At 49.3% G+C, this 22,778-nt stretch carries 22 protein-coding genes and 1 pseudogene; 13 read left to right on the top strand and 10 right to left on the bottom strand.

All coding sequences use genetic code 11. The annotated features are described in order from the left end of the window. Positions 1-210 precede the first annotated feature (210 nt). The 6 genes from AB7D94_RS02895 to AB7D94_RS02870 all read left to right on the top strand — a co-directional run bounded on the left by AB7D94_RS02895 (position 211) and on the right by AB7D94_RS02870 (position 6,836). Positions 211-852, top strand: a complete 642-nt coding sequence (locus tag AB7D94_RS02895; RefSeq protein WP_420264222.1) for a DUF2760 domain-containing protein — start codon at positions 211-213, stop codon at positions 850-852. An 81-nt stretch (positions 853-933) separates the two neighbouring features. After that, a complete protein-coding gene (locus AB7D94_RS02890) occupies positions 934-2,754 on the top strand; it encodes an Hsp70 family protein (RefSeq protein WP_420264221.1) in 1,821 nt (606 codons plus the stop codon). Then, on the top strand, positions 2,754-5,591 hold the full coding sequence (locus tag AB7D94_RS02885) for an Hsp70 family protein (protein WP_420264220.1): 2,838 nt from the start codon (positions 2,754-2,756) through the stop codon (positions 5,589-5,591). Before AB7D94_RS02890 ends, AB7D94_RS02885 begins: the two co-directional genes overlap by 1 nt. Before the next feature lie 77 nt (positions 5,592-5,668). Next, the gene (locus AB7D94_RS02880; protein ID WP_420264219.1) at positions 5,669-5,956 is read left to right on the top strand and encodes a type II toxin-antitoxin system TacA family antitoxin; all 288 of its coding nucleotides are present in this window, start codon (positions 5,669-5,671) and stop codon (positions 5,954-5,956) included. A 1-nt stretch (position 5,957) separates the two neighbouring features. After that, a complete protein-coding gene (locus AB7D94_RS02875; RefSeq protein ID WP_420264218.1) occupies positions 5,958-6,482 on the top strand; it encodes a GNAT family N-acetyltransferase in 525 nt (174 codons plus the stop codon). A 147-nt stretch (positions 6,483-6,629) separates the two neighbouring features. Continuing rightward, positions 6,630-6,836, top strand: a complete 207-nt coding sequence (locus tag AB7D94_RS02870; RefSeq protein WP_420264217.1) for a type II toxin-antitoxin system HicB family antitoxin — start codon at positions 6,630-6,632, stop codon at positions 6,834-6,836. Between the two features lie 106 nt (positions 6,837-6,942). On the opposite strand, the gene dapA is transcribed toward AB7D94_RS02870, so the two are convergent. The 3 genes from dapA to lysA are packed head-to-tail and all read right to left on the bottom strand — an operon-like array spanning position 6,943 to position 9,925. Continuing rightward, positions 6,943-7,815: a 4-hydroxy-tetrahydrodipicolinate synthase gene (dapA, locus tag AB7D94_RS02865; RefSeq protein WP_420264216.1), complete on the bottom strand. Its 873-nt coding sequence runs from the start codon at positions 7,813-7,815 to the stop codon at positions 6,943-6,945. A gap of 20 nt (positions 7,816-7,835) precedes the next feature. Then, positions 7,836-8,672 (bottom strand): diaminopimelate epimerase, encoded by an 837-nt coding sequence (dapF, locus tag AB7D94_RS02860; RefSeq protein WP_420264215.1) that lies wholly within the window; start codon positions 8,670-8,672, stop codon positions 7,836-7,838. Then, positions 8,669-9,925 (bottom strand): diaminopimelate decarboxylase, encoded by a 1,257-nt coding sequence (gene lysA / locus AB7D94_RS02855; protein ID WP_420264213.1) that lies wholly within the window; start codon positions 9,923-9,925, stop codon positions 8,669-8,671. The genes dapF and lysA overlap by 4 nt, the downstream gene beginning before the upstream one ends. A 250-nt stretch (positions 9,926-10,175) precedes the next feature. Between lysA and AB7D94_RS02850 the strand changes: the two genes are divergently transcribed. From AB7D94_RS02850 to AB7D94_RS02825, 6 genes are all read left to right on the top strand, one after another. Further along, entirely contained in the window at positions 10,176-10,721 is a 546-nt protein-coding gene (locus tag AB7D94_RS02850) for a hypothetical protein (protein WP_420264212.1), read from the top strand. A 47-nt stretch (positions 10,722-10,768) separates the two neighbouring features. Next, positions 10,769-10,936 carry a rubredoxin gene (locus AB7D94_RS02845; RefSeq protein WP_420264211.1) on the top strand — a complete coding sequence of 56 codons (168 nt, stop codon included), beginning with the start codon at positions 10,769-10,771 and terminating at the stop codon, positions 10,934-10,936. Positions 10,937-11,156: 220 nt separating this feature from the next. Beyond that, positions 11,157-12,230, top strand: a complete 1,074-nt coding sequence (locus AB7D94_RS02840) for a disk-shape morphogenesis protein volactin (protein WP_420264210.1) — start codon at positions 11,157-11,159, stop codon at positions 12,228-12,230. A gap of 7 nt (positions 12,231-12,237) precedes the next feature. Then, positions 12,238-14,463: a transglycosylase domain-containing protein gene (locus AB7D94_RS02835; RefSeq protein ID WP_420264209.1), complete on the top strand. Its 2,226-nt coding sequence runs from the start codon at positions 12,238-12,240 to the stop codon at positions 14,461-14,463. Positions 14,464-14,558: 95 nt separating this feature from the next. Next, on the top strand, positions 14,559-14,765 hold the full coding sequence (locus AB7D94_RS02830) for a hypothetical protein (protein WP_420264208.1): 207 nt from the start codon (positions 14,559-14,561) through the stop codon (positions 14,763-14,765). A gap of 94 nt (positions 14,766-14,859) precedes the next feature. Then, on the top strand, positions 14,860-15,093 hold the full coding sequence (locus AB7D94_RS02825; RefSeq protein ID WP_420264223.1) for a type II toxin-antitoxin system PemK/MazF family toxin: 234 nt from the start codon (positions 14,860-14,862) through the stop codon (positions 15,091-15,093). A 65-nt stretch (positions 15,094-15,158) separates the two neighbouring features. On the opposite strand, the gene AB7D94_RS02820 is transcribed toward AB7D94_RS02825, so the two are convergent. The 4 genes from AB7D94_RS02820 to AB7D94_RS02805 all read right to left on the bottom strand — a co-directional run bounded on the left by AB7D94_RS02820 (position 15,159) and on the right by AB7D94_RS02805 (position 18,841). Continuing rightward, a complete protein-coding gene (locus tag AB7D94_RS02820) occupies positions 15,159-15,374 on the bottom strand; it encodes a type II toxin-antitoxin system HicB family antitoxin (protein WP_420264207.1) in 216 nt (71 codons plus the stop codon). A 47-nt stretch (positions 15,375-15,421) separates the two neighbouring features. Beyond that, complete coding sequence (locus AB7D94_RS02815; protein ID WP_420264206.1) at positions 15,422-16,804, bottom strand: B12-binding domain-containing radical SAM protein; 1,383 nt, start codon at positions 16,802-16,804, stop codon at positions 15,422-15,424. Between the two features lie 25 nt (positions 16,805-16,829). Then, the gene (locus tag AB7D94_RS02810; RefSeq protein WP_420264204.1) at positions 16,830-17,054 is read right to left on the bottom strand and encodes a hypothetical protein; all 225 of its coding nucleotides are present in this window, start codon (positions 17,052-17,054) and stop codon (positions 16,830-16,832) included. 194 nt (positions 17,055-17,248) lie between these two features. Then, positions 17,249-18,841, bottom strand: coding sequence for a B12-binding domain-containing radical SAM protein (locus AB7D94_RS02805; protein ID WP_420264203.1), 1,593 nt, complete (start codon positions 18,839-18,841; stop codon positions 17,249-17,251). A gap of 425 nt (positions 18,842-19,266) precedes the next feature. Between AB7D94_RS02805 and AB7D94_RS02800 the strand changes: the two genes are divergently transcribed. Further along, entirely contained in the window at positions 19,267-20,517 is a 1,251-nt protein-coding gene (locus AB7D94_RS02800) for an Nramp family divalent metal transporter (protein WP_420264202.1), read from the top strand. Between the two features lie 144 nt (positions 20,518-20,661). Here the strand turns inward: AB7D94_RS02800 and AB7D94_RS02795 are convergent, their stop codons facing one another. The 3 genes and pseudogenes from AB7D94_RS02795 to AB7D94_RS02785 all read right to left on the bottom strand — a co-directional run bounded on the left by AB7D94_RS02795 (position 20,662) and on the right by AB7D94_RS02785 (position 22,715). Then, on the bottom strand, positions 20,662-22,176 hold the full coding sequence (locus tag AB7D94_RS02795) for a phytoene desaturase family protein (RefSeq protein WP_420264201.1): 1,515 nt from the start codon (positions 22,174-22,176) through the stop codon (positions 20,662-20,664). Further along, a pseudogene (locus AB7D94_RS02790) lies at positions 22,173-22,574 on the bottom strand (AhpC/TSA family protein); the annotation flags it as partial. The pseudogene AB7D94_RS02790 and the gene AB7D94_RS02795, both read right to left, overlap by 4 nt. Positions 22,575-22,586: 12 nt before the next feature. Beyond that, entirely contained in the window at positions 22,587-22,715 is a 129-nt protein-coding gene (locus AB7D94_RS02785) for a hypothetical protein (protein ID WP_420264200.1), read from the bottom strand. Positions 22,716-22,778: the final 63 nt, after the last annotated feature.

Raw genomic sequence — 22,778 nt, 5'->3', positions numbered from 1 at the left:
TTCCCTACCCCTATTGTCCTTATGCCTCAGAATATGCACAATCATCATGAAACTCACACTAATAGGGAAGATTCCGGACAAGCCGGAATGACGGCAAGGGACAAAGCTGGAGTGATTGCATAGGTATCTTTTGCTTTATTTTTCTAATGCGTTTGCCCTGCTGCCCTCGCAACATTGACAATATCCACGCGATGTTGTTATAGTACTTTCGTGCTGGACAAGAAAAAACTGTTTATAGTTATTGCGGCCATTACAACTGGTTCTGCGGCCATGATGGCGATGTTGGCGATTGCCGCGATTAATATGAACACCCAAAGGATGGTACTTGTCGGGATTTTTGTCGCCGTCGGGCTGATAACCTCGGCGCTTGTCTATGGCGCGGCAAGTGCTCTGATTACGAACTCCTCAGTTGATGATTCTGATAAACATACAGATGAGGTCTCCACGGCTGAGGAGCGGGTGGCGCCCGTGTTCGAGCCTAAAGCCGCCCAAACGCTTATGATATTACAGAAGAAAGGCCGTTTGATAGATTTCCTCCAGGAAGACATAAGCGGATACGATGATAAGCAAATCGGCCACGCCATAAGGGCAATTCACGCCGGATGCAGGGAGGCCCTGATGGAATATATGAAAATCGAACCAGTCAGGCACGAACAGGAAGGCCATGAGGTAACGGTTGGGGCAGGCTTTGACCCATCCTCCGTTCGCCTTACAGGCAACGTTACAGGGCAGCCGCCGTTTCGCGGCGTACTGAGGCACTGCGGATGGCGCGTCGTTGCGACCTCTTTGCCTGAGACCTCAGAAGGCCATGACCTCAGCGTCGTAGAACCTGCCGAGGTAGAAATTCTTTAACGCGTTAATCGGGATAAGCGTTAATTGGGATAAAGATGTGTTGCTACCTGCCTTTTACTCTTATAACATAAGGAGTTGCCAATGAAAAATTCGCCGTTTATAGTTGGGATAGATTTAGGGACGACCAACTGTGTCGTTTCATATATAGATACGCAAAAGGACGATTTCCAGTGCAATCTCTTTGAGATACCGCAGGTTACAGACATTGGGGTGGTGGAGACGCTGCCGTCTTTGCCGTCGTTCTTATATATGCCACTGGAGTCGGAAAGGCCGGAGATAAGTTATAAGCTGCCGTGGGACACTACTGAGACAGGAAAATATGTTGTCGGCAGGTATGCCCTTGCGCGCGGCGCACAGGCCCCGACGCGCGTCATTTCCTCGGCGAAGTCGTGGTTGTGCCACGAGGGGATTGACAGGCAGTCTGCCATACTGCCGTGGGGTGTACAGGACACGGTTGAGAAGATGTCTCCGGTTGCGGTATCCTCCGCATATTTAAACCACATCAGACAGGCGTGGAATCTGGTGATGGCCGAAGGGGCGGACGCGGCACGAAAATTAGAGGCACAGGACATCTATCTGACCGTCCCCGCGTCGTTTGACGCCGTAGCGCGTGACCTTACAGTGAAGGCCGCCGCTATGGCAGGCCTTCCCGATGTTAATCTGATTGAGGAGCCTCTTAGCGCCTTTTATGCGTGGGTAAACGGGAAGCCGGACGGCTGGAGGAAGGATGTTACGGTAGGGGATGTGGTTGTGGTCTGCGATATCGGGGGCGGCACGACGGATTTCAGCCTTATTGAGGTGCGTGAGGAAGACGGCGAACTGCTCTTAAAGAGAATCGCCGTAGGAGACCATATACTGCTTGGCGGGGACAACATGGACCTCATGCTTGCCTATGCGGTCAGGAAGAAATTTGCCGACGAAGGTACAACCATTGATTCATATCAAATGATGGGGCTTACTCATAGCTGCCGTGAGGCCAAAGAAAAAATTCTGAGCGGCCCATCCTGCACTAAGGCCGACATAGTAGTGCTTGGGCGGGGACGGTCGGTTGTTGGCGGCACTATCAAGACAGTCCTTGAAAGACAAGAGGTAGAGCAGGCAATCGTGGAAGGCTTCTTCCCCAAATGCGCTATCAAAGACAATCCAGCCGAGAGGCGTTTGTCAGGGTTTAAAGAACTCGGCCTTCAATATTCCTCAGACCCGGCGGTGACGAAATTCCTGTCGAAATTTCTGAAGCAGCACCTTGGGCAGAAAGAGACATCAAAGACATTCATCCATCCCACGAAGATACTCTTTAACGGCGGCGTGACAAAGGGCCAATCTCTGAGGCAGCGTGTCAGCGAGGTACTGAGCGGGTGGTTAGAGGCAGAGGGCGCTGAGGCGGTAACTGTCCTTGCTGGAGATGACCCCGATACGGCCGTTGCCATTGGGGCGGCCTACTATGGTTATACGAAAAGGGGGAAGGGCATACGTGTAAGGGGAGGTGCGGGACGTGCCTACTACATTGGGGTTGAGACCTCTATGCCGGCGGTGCCCGGTATGGCGGCACCGGTTAAGGCCGTCTGCGTGGTGCCGTTTGGGATGGAAGAGGGGACAGACGCCACTATTGCCGGCCATGTGTTTGGCCTCGTTGTTGGTGAGCAGTCGGTGTTCAGGTTTTTTGGTTCAAACATCAGAAAGGAAGACACGCCCGGCCAGGTGCTTGACCAATGGGACGAGACCGAGCTTGCTGAGCTTGCCTCATTGGAGACCGCCCTGGAGGCGGATGGCGACGAAGGCGCGGTAGTGCCCGTGAAGATTCACAGCTATCTGACAGAGATAGGTACGCTTGAGCTATGGTGTGAGGCCATTGAGGGCCAGAGGAAGTGGAAGCTTGAGTTTAGTGTCCGGCAAGAGGTTTAGTGTCTGGACACTCGCGATATATCGTAGGCATAGACCTTGGCACTACAAACTCCTCTGCCGCATATGTTGACACAGAGGCAGGGCAGGAGATTCATATATTTGAAATACCGCAGCTCACAGGCGAAGGGCAAGTAAATGCACGCCCTCAACTGCCGTCGTTTTTATATCTGCCAACCGAATACGAACGCGCGGCTAGCTGCGCCCTGCCGTGGTCGAAAGATGTGTCTTATATTGTGGGTGAGTATGCGAGGGTCAAAGGCGCCACTGCCCCGTTAAACCTCGTATCATCGGCAAAATCATGGCTTTGCCACAGTCGCGTTGGGCGCAAATCCCCGATTTTACCGTGGGGCAGGCAGGACTCAGACGGCGGTGGAAAACTCTCCCCCGTTGAGGCGTCCTGCCGCTATTTACAGCACATCGCAGGGGCGTGGGATTATGTCATAGCCCGTGGAGATGCGAAGAAAAAATTTGAAAATCAGGCGGTAGTAATCACCATACCTGCGTCATTTGACGAATCGGCGAGGGAGCTGACCTCAGAGGCCGCACAAATGGCGGGCATTAAGACCTTCACATTGCTTGAAGAGCCGCAGGCGGCGTTTTACTCATGGCTTTCTGAGCATGAGGACGACTGGCAGTCTATTATTAAACCAAACCAGTTGATTCTTGTCTTTGACGTTGGCGGTGGGACTACGGATTTTAACCTTATCACGCTGAAGGGGCCTGGCGTGTGTCCGGTGTTTCAGAGAATGGCGGTTGGAGACCACCTGATGCTTGGCGGCGATAACATGGACCTGGCGTTGGCAATGGCGATGGAGGGCCGCATGTTGGGTGGAAGGCGCACGCTTGGCATTGCGGGATGGGTGTCGTTGTCTGAGCAGTGCAGGTCTGCCAAAGAGGGGCTTCTCTGTGATACCCCCGGCGCACAGGCCTTTGACATTGCCATCCTTGGCACGGGGCGCAGCGTCATAGGCGGTGCGCTGAAAGGACAACTCACCTACGACGACGTAAGGCGCGTAATCATTGAAGGATTTTTTCGGCAAGTTGACAAGGCGGAGGAGATAAATAAGGACAAGCGCTCAGGATTTCAGGAACTCGGCCTTCCATACGTAACAGACACTGCGGTAATGAAACACCTTGCCTCGTTTTTAAAAAGACACGCGGTCAATCCTGACCTTGCCGTTGACAGCGATGTAGGAGTTAACATAGTACGGCCAGATATTATATTATTCAACGGCGGGGTCTTTAAGGCATCGCTTATAAGGCAGTGCGCGATTGATGGACTAAGACACTGGTTTGGAGGGCAGCCTGATTGGACGATTGACATACTTGAAAACAACAGGTTTGACCACGCGGTTTCTTTAGGGGCGGCGTACTATGGGCTTGTAAAGAGGCAAACGGCATCAGGCTCTGATACAAAGAAAATAAAGATTTCAGGCGGGCTTGGCAAGGCCTACTACATAGCGGTCAAAACCGGCGAACCCTCTGATGACGGCCTCATTGTGGCCGCCTGCATAGTGCCGCGGGGGTTTGAAGAGGGTGGAGAGCTGCACATACTTGAGCCGGAGTTTCATGTTGCCGCCAATACGCCCGTCTCTTTTTCGGTATATTGCTCATCGTACAGGGCAGGTGACAGGCCGGGGGATATTATCAGCGCGCAGAGGGATTCCTTTGTTGAGCTTCCCCAGATAAAGACTATCCTGCATTACGGGAAGAAGGCCGTCGCCACGGCGCTTCCGGTGTCGCTTGGCATACGCCTCAACGAATACGGTACGCTTGACGTGTGGTGCGAATCGAAAAACTCTACACATAAGTGGAAACTTGCCTTTGACATCAGAAAGGCACCGGAGATGGCACCGGGTGGCGCAACCCATACCCTGAACGAATCCAATGTTGACGACGCCGTCAGACTTATAGAAAGCGCCTTTGCCGGTAACAGTCCCGAAGACCTACCGAGGGCCTTGCCGGAGGCCCTTGGCATTGCTAATAAGGCCAATTGGCCGGTGGCGGTTATCAGAAGGATGTGGGATGCGCTGATTGCACTTAGGCAGAGGCGTCTTGTTACGCCGGGGCATGAGGCACGGTGGCTTAATCTTGCGGGATTTTTGCTGAGACCCGGTTTTGGGCATCCACTGGATGACTGGAGGGTAAAGGAGTTGTGGAAGCAGTTTTCAGAGGGGGTGAGGTTTTCACGCGACGGGCAGTGCCGCAGCGAGTGGTGGATACTGTGGAGGCGTGTTGCCGGAGGGCTGAGCGCGCAACATCAGGACATCATATACAAGCGCATAGCACCACTGATAATGTCATCTAAGAAGAAGAAAGGCCCGCGCCTTCAGAGTTCGGAGTTAGTGGAGCTATGGATGCTTGCATCGAGCCTTGAGCACCTTACGCCTCAGGTTAAGACTGAACTTGGGAATGAGCTTCTTCTTGTAATTAAAAAAGAAAAGGGCAGGGTGCTTGGGAGCCATTTCTGGTCATTGTCACGAATAGGGGCAAGGGTGAGCTTTTACGGCCAGTTGGACAGGCAGGTCCCTGTGGATGTGGTACAGGGGTGGATTAGGGAATGCCTTGATATGAGCTGGGCGAGACCGGAGGACACGGCGTATGCGGTTGCCCAGCTTGCCAGGAAAACCGGAGACAGGGCAAGGGATATATACGAGACCCTGCGTGCCGAAATCATAAGAAGACTTCTGGCCTATGCCGAGGGGCAGCCACCGGCCAGATGGGCAAGGCGTTTTATCAGGCAGATAGAGGAGCTGACCCCGCTTGATAACGCCGACGAAAACGAAATATTTGGGGAATCCCTCCCGATAGGACTTATAGTTAAGGCTGATTTGTAATGGCGCGATGTGCCCCGATGCCTATTGACGTATACGGCTCAAGGTCGTTACAATACAGGATATAGGAGGGAAATCCCATGCCATCAACGGAATTTGATCCGAAATACAAACGTCTGGAGGCCAGGGTCAGCAGCGAACAAAAACGCTTGTTTAAAAGGGCGGCAGAGCTGCAGGGCAGCACATTGACTGATTTTGTGGTATCCACGCTGCAAGTCGTGGCAACAAAAGTCATTCAGGACCACGATGAGGTCATGGTGCTGGATGAGCAAGACCGCAAAATCTTTCTCTCGGCGCTGCTGAACCCCGAGTTACCCTCTGGCCGGTTAAAAAAAGCGGTAACACGCTATAAAAAGATCATGGATTGACGTGCCGACGTCGTTCCATTCTAAGCCAGTAATCGAACCTCTCAGTAAGTATCACAACAGGGCGGCTTTTGATTGCGGAGTGGAGGCTCTGGGGCGCTATATATGGCAACAGGCCATGCAGGACGCAAAAAGGAAAATTGCCGCCACGTTTGTCCTCACCGGTGACCGGCCTGAGTCTATAGTTGGGTACTACACGCTTTCTTCCACCAGTGTAAATGTCGGGGAGTTGCCGGAGCAGGTCGTTAGGAAGTTGCCGCGCTATCCCCTGATACCTGCGACGTTGATTGGTAGGCTGGCGGTTGACCGTCATTATCAGGGCAGAGGCTATGGCGAATTATTACTCGTGGACGCGCTGCGGCGGTCTCTAATCTTGACGGAACAGATAGGTTCAGCCGCGGTGATTGTCGATGCCAAGGACGATAAGGCCAGAGCCTTCTATGAACATTTCCAGTTCATACCGCTGATTAGTTATTCGCACCGGCTTTTCCTGCCGATGGCAGCCATTGAGGATTATTTCGCCGAATAGCTTGACATCCGCAAGATTGAACAAAAGGAAGATTATTATAGCTTTCGGATTTAAGAAATGGATATAATAGGGTATTGCAGGGATGGTACAAGAAACAACATAACCATCCAATAGATTCTCTTATAAATACAAGAAGAGGGACGAGACATGAAAATAAAAGCAGTATTTATTAAAGACGGTGATTGGCGGGTAGCATGGACAGATGATGTGCCGGGTGCAATAACTCAGGGAAAAACAGTAGAAGAGGCAAGAGAAAATTTTTTTGATGCAATAAATGAGATGCAAAAACCTTATGATTTAGAATCATTGCCACGCAGGGCAAACGCACCATCAGACTATTTCATAATAGCCTGAGGATCAACGACGAAGGGGAGTAACTCCCCTTCACCCCGTTATCTAAAACTGTGAACTCCGGTGCCTTGCCCCAAGCATTCACACCCGTTGCCGCCCCCCACGCCCCTTATATCAATTTGTATGAGCGCAGTACGTCTTTGAGTTTGTCTTTGTTTGAGACCGACATCTCACAAAGCGGCAGACGAAACTCCTCTTTCACCTTGCCCATCAGCGCAAGGGCGGTCTTCACAGGTATTGGATTCGTCTCTATGAACATAGCCGCGTTTAACGGGTCAAGATAATAGTGGAGCCTTTTGGCCTCGTCTATATTGCCCTGCTCAATAAGTGCGCACATACGGGCAGATTCCTTAGGCATCACGTTTGCCGTTACAGAGATAGCCCCTTTGCCGCCAAGCATCATCTGTGGAAATGTGGTGAAGTCGTCCCCTGAGAGTACCGTTATCGCATCACCGCAGAGCCTTATAATCTCGCTGGTTTGTTTCATATCGCCTGTGGCCTCTTTTATCGCAACGATTGATTCAATTGCCGCGAGGCGGGCAACCGTTGACGGCAGTATGTTCAGCGCCGTTCGCCCCGGCACGTTATAAAGCACGATAGGTATATCTACGGCCTCTGCAACCGCTTTATAATGGCGATATACGCCCTCCTGAGTGGGTTTATTATAGTACGGGCAGACAAGAAGCGACGCGTCTGCTCCAAGTCTTTTTGCCTCTTTGGTCATCTTTATCGTCTCTTCTGTGGAGTTAGCTCCGGTACCGGCTATTACCGGGACCCTGCCGTTTACGGTCTTTATCGCGGTTTCGATGACCCTGTAGTGTTCGTCATATTCCAGCGTGGCCGACTCACCCGTAGTGCCGCACGGGATTATAGCGCTTGTCCCGGATTCGATATGCCACTCTATTAGCCCGGAATAGGTCTTCTCGTCAAAACGTCCATTACTAAAGGGTGTTACTATGGCCACCATTGAGCCTTTGAACATTGATATTCCTCCTATATATGCTATATTTCTACAGTGCCGGTAAACACGTATGCCGCAGGGCCTGTCATATAAACATTGCCGTCAGGGGCAAGTTCTATCTCAAGGCCGCCGCCTCTGAGGTGAGCCGTCACGTGTGTATCAACAAATCCCTTCATTTGCGCGGCAACCACAGCGGCGCACGCCCCTGTCCCACAGGCAAGCGTTTCACCGGCTCCACGCTCCCACACGCGCATCTTTATCTCCCAGCGGTTTAGTATCTCAACGAACTCCACGTTTGTCCTGCCGGGGAAAAACTGATTTGTCTCAAGCCTTGGGCCATACGCGCCGACTGGATAGCTATCCACATCGAACACAAAGACAACGGCGTGTGGATTGCCCATGGACACACATGTAACTTTAATCTTTTTCTCTCCTACCTCAATAGGATAATCCATTATCTGCCCGTCGGCATTGACCGGGATTTCCCTTCCCGAAAGCCGCGGCTCTCCCATGTTAACACGAACCATATCGTTTATTTTATTGATAGTCTTGTTTCCCGCTGGGGTCTCCACGTCTATCATGAGACCCCTTGCTATGCCCTTGTCCCAGGCATACATGGCAAGACACCGGATACCGTTTCCACACATCTGCACCTCAGAGCCGTCGGAATTGAAAATCCTCATACCAACGTTGGCCGTCTTCGATGGCAGAAGAAGGAGCATCTGGTCTGCCCCAATCCCATAGCGGCGGTTACAGAGTTTTATGGCGGCGTTGCCCCATGCTTCGTGGGAAATATCAGCAAGCCTGCTGTCGGCTATACAGTCAACGACAAGAAAATCGTTGCCTATGCCGTGCATCTTTGTGAAATCAACCTTCATTTTATAAACTCGGGGACAAGCTCGCCTCTTACGAGGTCTTCGTATGTCTCTCTTTTGCGAATCAGGAAGTGTTCGGGGCCATTTACAAGCACCTCCGCCGCCCGTGGCCTGCTGTTGTAGTTGGAACTCATTGAGTAGCCATAGGCACCGGCGCTCATCACGGCGGCATATTCCCCCTGCAGGATGGCAGGCAGTTCTCTGTCCTTTCCAAGGAAATCGCCTGATTCGCAGATTGGGCCGACGATGTCGGCAAACACGTCTTTCCTTTTCCTTTTATGTACGGGCTGGATATGGTGATAGGCGTCATACATGGCCGGCCTTATCATGTCATTCATTCCGGCATCCACAATTATAAAGTCCCTGTCGTGCCCTTTTTTGGTATACAGGACTTTTGTTATGAGCATCCCGGCGTTGCCTACGAGTGTCCTGCCCGGCTCCATGACGATTGTCAGGTTCATGCCCTGAAAAATGGGTTTAATTTTCTCGGCCAGCTCGGAGGGGTGGGGCGGGATTTCATCAAGATATTGGATTCCAAGCCCACCGCCGATGTCAAGGTATTTTATTTCGATTCCCTCGGCCTTCAACTGCCCTATGAGTGATACCAGGCGCTGCAGCGCAACGAGAAACGGCTGCAGACTGATAATCTGAGAGCCGATATGCTCGTGTATGCCGACAATCTTAACGTGTTTGAGTTTTTGGGCGAGTTTGTAAAACTCTAGGGCACCCTCAAAGGGTATCCCGAATTTATTTTTCTTATTACCTGTGGTAATTTTAGCGTGGGTGGCAGGGTCAACGCCCGGGTTTATGCGCAGGGCTATAGGGGCCGATTTGCCAAGCTTTGCGGCTGCCTTGTCAATGGCCATCAGTTCCTGTTCAGATTCCACGTTGAACATCAGGATGTTTTCACTCAGGGCATAGATTATCTCGTCTTCTTTTTTACCGACGCCGGCGTAGACGATCTTCTCTGGCGGGATACCGGCCTTCAACGCCCTGAAAAGCTCACCGCCCGATACGATGTCCGCCCCGCCGCCTTCCGCTGCGAACGTCCTCAAAATTGCGGCGTTTGAGTTGGCCTTCAGCGCGTAACAAATGATGTGCGGGAAGTCCTTAAATGATTCGTCGTAGGACTTAAAATGCCGCAGCAGGGTCTTATAGCTGTAAACGTACAGAGGCGTGCCATACGCCTCGACAAGGGTTTCCACTGAAACATCCTCGGCGTGGAGCACACCGTTGTTGTAATCGAAGTAATGCAATCTAAGCCCTCACTTTCAAAACGAATTAACTTCTGGGGCTATGATAAAATTATTCCCTGATTTTAGGCAATAGACGTGCCAAATAATTATCTTAGACTGCCTGAGCGGTTACCTGAGTTCGGCATGTGCCGCCACCCCCTGAAAATAATAAACATTGACAGACTAAACATTATTATCATATCATCCGACTAGGTAGTAATTTAATCCGACATGAGGATTAAAAATATTTTAGTATAGAGAGGGTGTGGCTATGGTAGCAGGTAGGACAAAGATGAAAGGGTTTATACAACAGATGGGACTGATGTTTTTGTGCCTCGCATGTCTTTCGTTGGTGCTGTCTCAAAAGGTGTTTGCAGTGCCGGGAATCAGTACCGACGATCTGGTAAAATCGTCAGAGGTCATCGTTGTTGGCAAAGTAGAGAAGGCGAGCTGCCACTGGACTAAGGGAACGGTTGTCACAAGGGCAACGGTGAAGGTGAACGAGGTTCTGGCGGGAAACATTGACAAGAAAGATATAATCGTCGAGTATGAGGGCGGCAAGGTAGGCGATCTTGAGTTAAAGTTAAGTGATGCGGTCTCTCTTACCAAGGGAGAGGAGATAATCCTGTTTCTCAAGACAGGCCAGAGCAAACTCGACGGTACAGTGTTTGTAATTGAGGGCGCGGCACAGGGAAAATATACCATTAAAAACGGTATTGCCTCAAAGAACGGCTTCACGTGCGAAAAGAACATGGATATCGTTGACAACAATATTCCCGTAAAGGAATTAGTCGCGAAAATAAAGACAAATCAATAGGGGGCCGACGAGTGTGTATCGCCTCTGGCTGCTGCTGCGTGTTATAAATGGCCACGACTGATAAATACATGTGCAGGGGATGTGGATACGTCTATGACCCGGCGTTGGGAGACGCGTCAATGGGTGTTCCTAAGGGAGTGCCCTTTGATGCCCTGCCGTCGGATTGGCGCTGCTCCATCTGCGGAGTTGGCAAGGACGAGTTCGTACTCTGGTAGGCCCCTGCGCCTCCCGGGATATTTTTTAATATGAGCTATGATTATCAACCCATGGGGATATTTCTGCCCTTGCCTGACACACAGCCTGACTGCGTATTGACAACAGTGTATAAATTTTGTTACATTACCCATGTGTTTTAGGTTATCACCGGCTGTAGTCCGGCGTGATGCCAGCGTTATGATAGTGTTGAAATAAAACGACAGTATAGGAGGCAATAGTATGAGCGATAAAAACGAGGACGCAAAGGCGGCGGCAAATCAAAAAGGCGGACAGAACCCTGAGCGCCCTAAAGAGATTGAACACTTCGGCGGGCCGATAGGTCTTGATATTGGTACAACTAACATCGTTTCTGCCCGCGCAAGGGGGACAAGCATTCAGATAACTAAACAATTAAACGCGTTTTTTACAGTCCCCGCGTCCAAGATAACCGGTATGACACTGCTCAAAAACGATGTCCTGTATTTTTCGCAAAACGGGAGTTTTTATATAATCGGCAATGCGGCAGATACATTTGCCAACACATTTAACACCGACACCAGAAGGCCGGTAGAGAGCGGCTTGTTAAGTGCCAAAGAGGATGAGGCGTTAAATGTTATTCAGTCTATAATCAAGACGCTTGTCCCGCCGCCCAAAAATCAGGGCGAACTTGTCTGTTACAGCATCCCTGGCGACCCCATAGACACCAAGATATCCGTACTTCACCATGATACCATCTTAAAGCGCACCCTGCAGGACATGGGATACACGGCCATAGCGATAAATGAGGGATTTGCCGTCATTATGTCTGAACTTGCCGACGAGAGTTACACCGGCATAGGGATAAGCATGGGCGGAGGGATGTGCAATGTGTGTTTTTCATATCTGTCCGTGCCGGTGTTTTCTTATAGCATTCAAAAGGGTGGCGACTATGTTGACACCATGGTAGGGGCGGCTGTCGGGGAGTCGGCAACGAGGATTAAACTTATTAAAGAAAAAGAGCTTAATCTCCTGAAAGAACCTAAAAATAAAGTTGAGACCTCACTGTCTATATATTATGAAGACCTCCTTGAAAGCCTGATTCTGAGCATTCAGCGCGTTATAACGACCTCGGAGAGCGTACCGAGACTATCGAAACCCATATCGGTTGTCCTAAGCGGCGGCACTGCCATGCCTGCCGGTGTGCGGGAGAAGTTTGAAAAACTGCTGAAGGCAAACCGTTTACCTCTGCAGTTCTCATCGGTGCGAATGGCGGAAGACCCACTTAACACTACGGCAAAGGGTGCCCTGCAACTGGCCATTGCCGAAGAGAAATAGTGCCTGAATGGCCGTTCCCATATTGGTCTTTTCAGTGGACAAGACGCGGGGTAGCTTATTACTAAAGATAATTGAAAACAGCGGGTTTAAGGCGAAGCTCTTTGACAACAGCCTTGAACTTGAGTATGCGGTAAGGCGGCGCAGGCCGCCTATCATTGTCTTTGATACCAAGCATTATCAATCGCGGCAATTCAAGATAATAAGCGCCTTCCACAGCAGGTTTCAAGATGCTGAGATTATCTTATTTGCCGACCCCGCCGAGATTCCATCGTTTATAGCCGCGGGTATAAAAAAAGAGTGCTGCTTCTCCGACCCCATCAACCCCGACGAGGTTACTCTTAAAATCAGGGAGATATATTTTATAAAAAATAAGGCATTCCTGAAGATTAAGACGTATTTCTTATTATTATGCAGCCTGTTTGAGGGAACCCGTGACAATCCCTATATCATTTTCACGAAGAAGATCATTCTGGCGATTGCAATGGCCGTGGCCGTTGTGGTGGGGATAGCCGGGGGATTCATTTTTTACAACATGTCTGACCTGCCAAAGGTACAACTTCTGGAGAGTTATGTTCCGTTTGAATCATCCTTTTTATATGCCTCCGATGGGGTAGAGTTAGCCGAGTTTTATTTAGAAAGACGAAAGTTTGTGCCATTTTATAAGATACCCAAACACGTCAAAAATGCCTTTATAGCGGTTGAGGACGCGCATTTTTATGAACACCACGGGATAGATTTCTTTAGGACTATTGCGGCTTTTATAAATAATATCAGGGCGGGCGGTGCTGTCCAGGGTGGCAGCACCATTACGCAGCAGCTTGCCAAGATGCTGTTTCTGACGCCGGAGAAAAGCCTGTCAAGAAAGATAAAAGAGGCTGCCATATCAATGCAGATAGAAGGCCGGTATAAGAAAGACGAGATACTGGGGTTTTATCTGAACCAGGCGTACTTTGGCGCTCGCGCCTATGGGATAGAGGCCGCGTCGCAGACATACTTCGGGAAGAAAACCGAGGACCTGAGCATAACTGATGCCGCTATGCTTGCGGCGCTGCCTAAGGCGCCGACAGATTATTCTCCGTTTAAAAACCCTCAGAAGGCCTTCGCCAGGAGAAACCTTGCCCTCAGGTTGATGCTGGATAGGGGATTTATAGACGCGGAAGTCTATGCGGCGTCTATAAAGGAGCCGGTACCTGAATATATCAGCAGGAAAAAATACGCCGCCCCATATTTTGTCGAATATATCCGCAATGTGATGGAACAAAAATTTGGCGACAGGCTCTACACTGCCGGCCTTAGGATATACACAACGCTTGACCTTACGTTGCAGAAAAAGGCGGAACAAGCAGTGGCAAAGGGGGTAGGGGCACTGGGCAGGGCCGGGATGCCCGGAGTTGAGGCCGCCCTCATAGCGATAGATTTAAACACAGGGGCTATCAGGGCAATGGTTGGAGGAACGAACTTCCAAAAATCTCAGTTCAACAGGGCAACCCAGGCGATGAGGCAGACAGGGTCAGTCTTCAAGCCCATAGTTTACTTAACAGCCTTTAAGAATGGCTACTCCGCCGACAGCACAGTTGATGACACGGAGGTGACTTACTTATCGAAAGATGGGGGGCAGCAGTGGACCCCGCACAACTATTCAAGGAGATTCTACGGCAGGGTAACGCTAAGGACGGCTCTTTCGCACTCTTTGAACGCGGCTACTGTGGCCCTGGCAAATGCAATCGGGATGGACAAGGTAATTGCGACCGCCCGCTCAATTGGGGTAACGAGCAATATCTATCCACACCTGCCCGCCGCCATAGGGGTCTCCGAAATGACACTCATAGAATTGACGTACGCGTATACGACATTCGCAAACGGCAGGAGATTTGACCCGATGGTTTACGAAAAAATAACCGACAGATATAATATAAAAGTCGAGGACAACGCCCCTAAGGGGGTACAGGCCATAGACCCGGCCAATGTCGCAAAGATGCGCGACGTACTTAACGCGGTAGTCACCGAGGGCACATCAATTGCGGCACAGTCGCTGAACAGGCCGGTATATGGCAAGACGGGCACAACGGACGAGTACAAAGACGCGTGGTTCATAGGATTCGATGATAAACTGGCCGTAGGCGTGTGGGTCGGCAGGGACAACAACCACCCCATAGGCGATGATATGTCCGGGTCTCACGCCGCCCTTCCTATATGGATTAATTTTATGAAGGAAGAGTTAATGTTACAATAGACAGTGTTTTAACGAGGGTTTGTCATGACGCAATAGCAGCCTTTCCCCATTTAAAATATGAAACCTGTTATACTAAGCCAAGGAGGATATAAAAAATGGAGGTTATTGATGTCAAAGGGTTGCCTGAAGAAACAGCCAGGAAGATAAAAGACCTGGTAGATGTATTAAAACAAGGAGCGGTTCCCCCGTTGTCAGATCTGCCTGATGAGTGGGCAGCCTTGTCTTTACCCAGCTTTACTGGTGATTGGGATAACGATAAAGACTCTGTTTATGACCACTGGCACGAAAAATATCATGTATAGAAAGGGGGATATAGTCTTAGTTCCTTTCCCTTTCACTGATTTAACGGCTGCTAAAACCAGACCGGCCTTAGTTGTTAGCTAAGGCAATTATGAAATAGAAACAGGGAATGTCATTATCGCAATGATTACTTCTATGCCTCAAACCACAGTTTATGACTATGAGATTAAGGACTGGCAGGGAGCTAATCTCTTATTACCGTCGTGGGTGAGGATTAAATTAGCTACTCTGCAACCAAGTTTAGTGCGTCACCGCATTGGCAGTTTAAGCCCTTTGGATTTAAGAGAGGTGGATAAAAAAATACTTTTGGCTTTGGCGACAAAGCGATAGCCCCGGAGAAAATCGGCCGCCTACATGTGCACTGTCCCGCGCCGCCCTTCCTAAGAATGTTTTGCTCAAAGTGCCATTTCCACTTCTTTCAAAATGGCATCGGGTCTTGATTTTATCTGATTCAGTTTTTCAAGTCCTTCTATGTAAGCATGTATGGCTTCTTTGGCATTTTCAACGGCCTGCTCCTCAGTATCACCTTGTGTAAAACAACCGTCCAAAGCAGGGACTGTCACGCTGAAACCGCTCTCATCTTCAGGTTCAAGGATTATATTGAATTTCATAACAAAAATCTCCTTAGTAATTTATTTATATCATTTGTTGAGCGTCGCTATCCCGCTGATTTCAGATTGCAAAGGCCGTCAACACAGCCGTCTGCGTTCTTTATTGCCCTTCCTATGACGCTGCGGCTGTATATACCAAACCCAGTGTAAAACCAATCCAGCCTGCTAACGCGCCGCAATATATAATCCCACGAATAAAAATCCCTCATCGCCTTAAGTGTCTCAAAATGAAGGTCATTGGCGGTAATCAGCGTGGGTTTATATACCACGTGGTGAATGTCGTACTTGGCCCAGTCCGTGTGCAGAAGCCTGTCTTGCGCCTTAAAATCGTCATATATCTTCGTGCCGGGAAGCGGGGTCAGTATCATGAACTGCACGGAGTCAATGCCCATTGATGTTGCGAACTCTGTGGTGCGTTTTATTGTATCTACCGTGTCTGTGTCAGCCCCGAAGACGAACATGCCGTGGATTTTTATCCCGTGCGCCTTTATTTTTTTTATGCTTGTAATATTATCTTCTAATGTCTGCTTCTTTTCGTATGCCTTGAGTGATTCCGGGTTGATGGACTCAAAGCCGATACATACGGTGGGCTTTCCGACAGATGCAATTACCTTAAGCAGCTCGTCGTCTTTGGCGATATCGGGGCGCACCATTGCTGACCAGCGGGGTTTTAGACCTATCTCTGCCATGCCCTGAAGGATTAGTTTTGTCCTTTTTCTGTTAGCGGCGAAGTTGTCATCAACGAAAAATATTGGGGATTGCGATGCCTTTACCCTTATTTTTAGTTCACCCATCACGGACTCAACCGACCTGAAGCGGTATTTCCTGCCAAACATGGGTGACACAAGGCAGAACCGGCAGTTAAAAGCGCAACCCCGCGATGTGGCAATGGGCAGGATATTGGAGTTCTTCCACCTGTGAACGAGTTTGAAATCTGGAAGCGGCAGCGCGTCAAGGTCTCTGACGAACTCGCCCTGCGGGTTATGGACAATATCGCCCGCCGCATTTTTGTATGTCAGGCCGCCGATTGATTCGATTGAGGGCGAACCGGTTTCGATATAATCCACAAGTTCAGGCAGGGATAAATCCCCCTCGCCGCGAATGACGAAATCTGCGTGGCTCATGGCCTCATCGGGCATAAAAGTCGTATGGGCGCCGCCGATTACAACGACAATGCCGAGTTTTTTCAGCCGGTCAGCGATTGCATAGGCGTAGTGGACGGTTGATGTAATGGTGGAGATACAGACGATGTCAGATTTTTCGATGAACTGCCAGTCTGGCCGTGCGATATCCTCAATAAACACCCTGACGTTATGACCGAGACCCTTGAGAATAGTCGAGAGCAACACCGCCCCAACACGCGGAATAGGAAATCGCCTGAATATATTAGAATCCGGCGAGCGTATCTCAATGAACGATATGTTTTTCATATAGTAATCTCCATGACTAAGTGGTTCAGTATATCATTATTGACGTATAATTATCTATCTGCGGGGTGGATGGGCACCGGAGTACCGAAGCCGCCAACGAGCGGCAGCCCAAACCCAATAGACAAAACGTGGCGAGATTTACGGGTGAAGGGGGATTATCCCCCTTCGTCTTTAATCCTTGAAGATGCCTACCGCTTCTTTCTTTAGGGCTGGTTCTGTACGCGCTCTGAATCATTGCTGTTTTTGACATACTGTTCTCCTTAGTCTATATTGTATCACATTTGGGGTACAGTAGTGTCAAACAACTTCCTGCATGGGGCGGGTACGGGGAGCTGGAAGATTACGTCCTTCAATATCGAAATGATTGATAACATCTTTAACGATTTCACATAACCCTATAGAAAAAAACCTGACCGCGTGCAACAGCGCACGCGCGCACCCGCCCTATGACGTCTTCGACGTTACCTTAATAAAATACCTGTATATCCGCCGGAAATCCCCCTTGAACAGGGAGTGAAGCCCCTTCGCGGTGATGATTGATGTCTCTCCGAGCTTGTTCAGATTGTTATAGAGACCCGCGAGCCTTTCCTTTTCCAGCGTTTTAATGAATATCCCACGCGACAGCAGCCTTACAATAGCGCGCGGCAGGTGCGAAAACCCTGCGAGGTACATTAGAAAATTGACGTATGAGCCGTGCGGCGTGTGCAGGTGCTTGGCGTATATCTCTCGCCACTGCTCGTCCTCAGTTACAATCAACTCGTCGCGCTTTGCCTTTTCGTAAAGGTCGGTGCCGGGGAAACAGACCAGCGACGCCCTCTTCAGCCAAAACGGAGCGGGAAGTTTTAGTATCAGCTCAAGGGTTTCGATTACGTCCTCCGGCCTCTCCCACGGGTTGTCAAGGATTACATGATAGCACGGTGGATAGATTTTGTCGCGGTATTTATGAAAAATCGCCGCCGCCCTAAGTATTGCCTCCCCGGAGACGTTTCGCTTATAAAGGTCTTTGGCCGTGCCGCTCATGGATTGAATCCCCATTTCCACGAATACGAGGCCGGCCTCCGTAAGATACTGCATCTTTTCCTCGGTAACAGTCGAGGGGCTTGCCTGAATGTGAAATGGCAGCCCGATGGTCTCTTTGTAAATTTTAGAAAATTCCTTAATCTCCTCGTTGCTGCGAACTAAAAATGTGTCGTCAAAGAGAAATATGCTCTCAACAAATGGCAGCTCACGCCTGACCCATAGAAGCTCTTCCATAATATGGGTAAAGCCGCGCTTTCTGAGGTATCGCTGCCCTGAGTACATGTCGGCAAGCGTCTTCTCGGCGCAAAACGTGCAGTGGTGCGGACAGCCGCGCGTAGTGAGCGTCTTATATGAAATCGTGCGGCGGTATGAATCATTAAACGAGCCTTCTACATGCGGCTCAAGCGGGAATGAGCGTTTTAACAGGTCTTTAGTCATAGGCTCTATGGATTTTTTGATATTGTCATAGACGAAATGCCCGTCTAATGTGAAATCGTAATGGGGTAGGGCATCAAGGTTTTGTATGAGAGGACGCAGGGGATTGACAATGATGCCGCCGTCCTTTCTGACGCAGAGGTTCATAATGTTGGAGTAATCCCCGCCCTCTTCAAGACGGTTGACAAGGTCAAGGACGGCCTCCTCCCCCTCTCCAACGCAGACGATATCGGCAAAATGAAGACACTCTTCGGGCATCACGGTGGGATGGATGCCGCCGACTGCAATGGGGATGTCAAGGGCAGCCCTGACGGCACCGGCAAGCTGCATAGCCCTGTCGAGATAGTTGCTCATAAAGGAGATGCCGACAAGGCCGGAGCCGCGGCAAAGTTCCACGACCTGTTCGATGACATGCCTGTCATATTCGTATTTAAACCCATGGCGGTATTTGAATTTCTCAACCCCGCCGGGCAGAAAGATAAGCCTGACATCCTTGCCGTGCCGTTTGAGATACGCGGACAGGGCTCGAACGCCAAAGGCCGATATGTCAGGAGACGTTGGCGCTAACAGGGTAATCGTCACCCGTCAAGCCCCACTGTAATGAACGCCCTTGTCTCATTACGCAGATACATAAGATACCGGGCAATCAACATTCGCAATCTGTAATCTAACATTCGCAAGGTAATAGTATACACTACTGACGTATATTTTTCTATCGGGTATTGGACTTGGCACTGATTAATAACTGCCGTTTTTAGGATAATGGTCTACTTTGGATTCTTGTGGCTTGCCGATTAACAGTCTTTCTGGCTTTTCCCTTGATGAGGGGGTATTGCCCTGACAACATTCGGGAAAATTGTAATAATCATGCGTGCGGTGATATAATCTGATCGTGTACTATCTATTAGTAATTATCATAACGGCACTGCTCACTTCATGCACACGGCGAAACGGGGCTTGGCACCTTATAATAGTTGACAGCAGCGTTTGTTGGGATATAATTGAAAATGGCCGACGATAATATCCCACTGCCAAGCGGCAGATTACCTAAGACATTTGAGATTCTAAGATATATCGGCCCGGGACTCTTTGTCACCGTAGGGTTTATAGACCCAGGCAACTGGGCGACAAACATGGCGGCAGGCGCTGCTTATGGATACAAACTCCTATGGGTAGTAACGCTCTCTACGGTAATGCTTATCGTGCTCCAACACAACGCAGCGCACCTGGGGATAGCAACCGGCCTCTGCATAGCCGAAGGGGCGGGAAAATATTTTAAACGGCTGACGGCCTCTTTATTTATTGGAACTGCGATGCTGGCCGCCGTGGCAACCGCCCTGGCCGAGGTGCTGGGGGCGGCAGTTGGCCTTCAGATGCTCTTTAAAATTCCAATTGCAGCCGGGGCTGTAATCACGTCGGCATTTGCGGCAGCGATGCTTCTGTCCAACAGTTATAAGAGACTAGAGGCGTGGATCATCGGGTTTGTCGCGATAATCGGCGTTTCGTTTTTATTTGAGCTTGCCGTCGTAGATATAAAGTGGGGCGAGGTGTTGAAGGGATGTTTTATACCGCAGTTTCCCACCGGATCAATTACGGTTATCATGGGTGTGTTGGGGGCGGTTGTGATGCCGCATAATCTGTTTCTGCACTCTGAGGTGATTCAGAGCCGGAAGTGGAATCTCCAGGGGGACGAGGTAATTAATAAGCAGTTAAAATATGAATTCATGGACACAATGACGGCAATGGTAATCGGCTGGGTAATCAACGGCGCTATGATAGTGGTAGCGGCAAGCGTATTTTATAGCCGCGGGATTGCCGTAACAGAGCTTCCTCAGGCTCAGGCAGTGCTGAGGCCGATTGCTGGCAATGCCGCCGCGGTAATATTTGCACTGGCGCTGTTGGCCGCCGGCCTTGCCTCTTCGATTACGGCGGCGATGGCGGGAGGGAGCATTTTATCAGGGCTGTATCAAAAACCCCTTGAAATCACAGACAAACACACGCGCGTTGGTATAGGTATTACACTACTTGGGGGCTTGTTTTTGATATTCATGTTGAATGACCCGTTTAAGGGCCTGCTATGGAGCCAGATAGCCCTTAGTGTTCAACTGCCCTGGACGATTTTTGGCCTCATCTACCTAACCTCGTCAAAAAAGGTAATGGGAAAATATGCAAACTCAACAAGAAACAAGATTTCACTCTTTCTTATGGCGGCAATTGTAACCATTCTGAACATACTACTTATTATTGATAGCATATAATACTAAGTGGCGTTCATAGAAACAATAAGATTTTTTTAGGGAGATAAAACTTCAGATTACAAATAAACGTGAAACCTATTTTATTCTGCTGATAGAAATTGAAGATCAAACAACCTGGCCTCTGGGAAAAAACTATGATACCAATTAAAGGTATTTCTTACCGTCAAATCTCCATTGCTGGTTGCCGGTGTCATCCCTTATGAGAAGTTCCGATGTGATTACTGAGGATATGCAGATATTGGGCAGCCCACTCCCCGGATGTGTACCTCCACCGGTTATATAACAGTTTGAGAGTTCCTCTGATCTGTTATGTGGTCTAAAGTAAAACATCTGGTTTAAATCATGGCTCAGATTAAATACTGCCCCGTTATAAACATTGAAAGCTGTCTGCCAGTCCATTGGCGTTACGATTTTCTCCTGTTCGATGTGTCTTTCAATGTCTTTGAGTTCGGTTTTAGCGGTGACAAAGTCAAGAACCTGCCTTCTGAAGCCGTGCTTTATCTCATTCCAATTAATGGATGTCTTGTTATTGGGTACCGGCACGAGTATATAGATTGCGGACTTTCCATGTGGGGCAAGTGTGGAATCTGTGGCCGCGGGGTTATGAATATACACCAGAGATGACGCCGAAGGTCTCTTTGTCATCGTAATATCATCCATATATTCTTTGAAATCCTCTCCGAAAATCAAATTATGGTGGGGTATGTCGTATTGTTTATCAACGCCAAGGTATAACATAAACGTTGAGCACGAGTATTGCCGTTTCTTCAGGTTGGCGTCTGTGTACTTGTTCCTGTTTTTCAGAAGATTTGACATGGCGTAGGCAAAGTCAGCGTTTATTATCACATAATCTGACTCTGCCTTTGTGCCGTCCTCAAGGACAATTCCAACTGCCTTTTTTCCATTTGTCAGAATGTTATTAACCCTTGCCGATGTGAAAATCCTGCCTCCATATCCTTCGACAACCTTTGCCATTGCCAGAGTTAGCTGGTTAAGTCCGCCCGTTACGTGATGAATGCCCCACCTGTGCTCTATAAAAGAAATCAACGAATAAGCGGAAGGCGCCTGCCACGGGGACATGCCTATGTACTTTGTCTGAAATGACATTGCAAGTCTCATCTTCTCGTTTGTAAAATATTTTTCGAGCCTGCCTCTAAGGCTGCCAGAGACATTCATCTGCGGCAGCGCCTCTATAAATGACGGCCTTAGGAAATCGGTTAAACTGTTGTAAGGGGTTTTAAAACATCGCTCTATTCGATTGAATCTATACCGCTCATCGTGCCGAAATCTAAGATAGTTTTCGGCCTGGCCGGCAAATACGCGTTTTATTTCAGATATTGTCTTTTCTGTGTCCATTGATGGATAAAACTCTGTGCCATCATCAAATCTTAGTCTGTATAACGGGTCAAGCGGTGTGATTTCAACATAATCATGGATATTTTTACCGGCTAACCTGAAAATTTCCTCTATATAATGGGGAAGCATCAGGAATGTCGGCCCTATATCAAATATATAATCGCCAAGCAGGAATCGTCCCGTCCTGCCACCCACTGTACCTCCCCTTTCATATACGGCCACCTCGTAGCCCTTGCTTAACAACAGCATCGCGGCTGCAAGGCCGCCAGGGCCTGCCCCTATAATCGCAATCTTCTTTTTCATATTAGCGCTGACGCCTGCCGTACAATCTCATCAATAGACGGGTTATCCGAAATATCCCTTGCGTAATGGCAATATCGTACAACCATATCCCTGTCTATTATAAAGACTCCAGACAACTGAAAGATATCCCCCGAAGGTATGCCAGGCAGATATCCCCGTCCTAATGCGCCAAGCCCGCGCATAATAGTCTTTGGCGACACTATACCTGTTATGCCTGCCTCAATAAGTCCATATGCCTTATAGAGGACTTTTCGCGGGTCGCAAATAATAACAAAAGAGGGCGAGTAATTCTTACGAAATGCCTCCGCCTGTTTTGGAGTGCCCATCCCCACGAGGATTATCTTTATCCCAAGCCCTTCAAGCCGGTCTTTTTCTCTGTGCAACTGCACAGCAAGCTCTTTGCAAAACGGTCAGCCGAAGTGGCGCAAAAAAACAAGAAGCGTATTACCCTGCCGCAACAGGCCGCTAAGGCTGGCTTCACTTCCATCTGAAAGATGTACCCTTGCGTCCGTTGCCATATCCCCTGTTTTTATCATCATTTCTTTCTCCTTATGTATCGTAATTTTAATCAAGCCTCTGACAACAGGTCAAGTGAAGCGAAA

This window comes from Candidatus Magnetominusculus dajiuhuensis, from assembly GCF_046044395.1.
Lineage (GTDB): Bacteria > Nitrospirota > Thermodesulfovibrionia > Thermodesulfovibrionales > Magnetobacteriaceae > Magnetominusculus > Magnetominusculus dajiuhuensis.
Note: the sequence above shows the minus strand (reverse complement) of the source record. Positions and strands in the feature narration are given on the sequence as shown.

Excerpts from the sequence above, each read along its gene's own strand:
- dapF (WP_420264215.1), bottom strand. The coding sequence starts at position 8,672 with ATGAAGGTTGATTTCACAAAGATGCACGGCATAGGCAACGATTTTCTT.
- AB7D94_RS02795 (WP_420264201.1), bottom strand. The coding sequence starts at position 22,176 with ATGAAAAAGAAGATTGCGATTATAGGGGCAGGCCCTGGCGGCCTTGCA.
- AB7D94_RS02810 (WP_420264204.1), bottom strand. The coding sequence starts at position 17,054 with ATGTCAAAAACAGCAATGATTCAGAGCGCGTACAGAACCAGCCCTAAA.
- AB7D94_RS02830 (WP_420264208.1), top strand. The coding sequence starts at position 14,559 with ATGGAGGTTATTGATGTCAAAGGGTTGCCTGAAGAAACAGCCAGGAAG.
- AB7D94_RS02815 (WP_420264206.1), bottom strand. The coding sequence starts at position 16,804 with ATGAAAAACATATCGTTCATTGAGATACGCTCGCCGGATTCTAATATA.
- AB7D94_RS02785 (WP_420264200.1), bottom strand. The coding sequence starts at position 22,715 with ATGATGATAAAAACAGGGGATATGGCAACGGACGCAAGGGTACATCTT.
- AB7D94_RS02845 (WP_420264211.1), top strand. The coding sequence starts at position 10,769 with ATGGCCACGACTGATAAATACATGTGCAGGGGATGTGGATACGTCTAT.
- AB7D94_RS02890 (WP_420264221.1), top strand. The coding sequence starts at position 934 with ATGAAAAATTCGCCGTTTATAGTTGGGATAGATTTAGGGACGACCAAC.
- AB7D94_RS02800 (WP_420264202.1), top strand. The coding sequence starts at position 19,267 with ATGGCCGACGATAATATCCCACTGCCAAGCGGCAGATTACCTAAGACA.
- AB7D94_RS02870 (WP_420264217.1), top strand. The coding sequence starts at position 6,630 with ATGAAAATAAAAGCAGTATTTATTAAAGACGGTGATTGGCGGGTAGCA.
- dapA (WP_420264216.1), bottom strand. The coding sequence starts at position 7,815 with ATGTTCAAAGGCTCAATGGTGGCCATAGTAACACCCTTTAGTAATGGA.
- AB7D94_RS02840 (WP_420264210.1), top strand. The coding sequence starts at position 11,157 with ATGAGCGATAAAAACGAGGACGCAAAGGCGGCGGCAAATCAAAAAGGC.
- AB7D94_RS02820 (WP_420264207.1), bottom strand. The coding sequence starts at position 15,374 with ATGAAATTCAATATAATCCTTGAACCTGAAGATGAGAGCGGTTTCAGC.
- AB7D94_RS02835 (WP_420264209.1), top strand. The coding sequence starts at position 12,238 with ATGGCCGTTCCCATATTGGTCTTTTCAGTGGACAAGACGCGGGGTAGC.
- AB7D94_RS02880 (WP_420264219.1), top strand. The coding sequence starts at position 5,669 with ATGCCATCAACGGAATTTGATCCGAAATACAAACGTCTGGAGGCCAGG.
- AB7D94_RS02850 (WP_420264212.1), top strand. The coding sequence starts at position 10,176 with ATGGTAGCAGGTAGGACAAAGATGAAAGGGTTTATACAACAGATGGGA.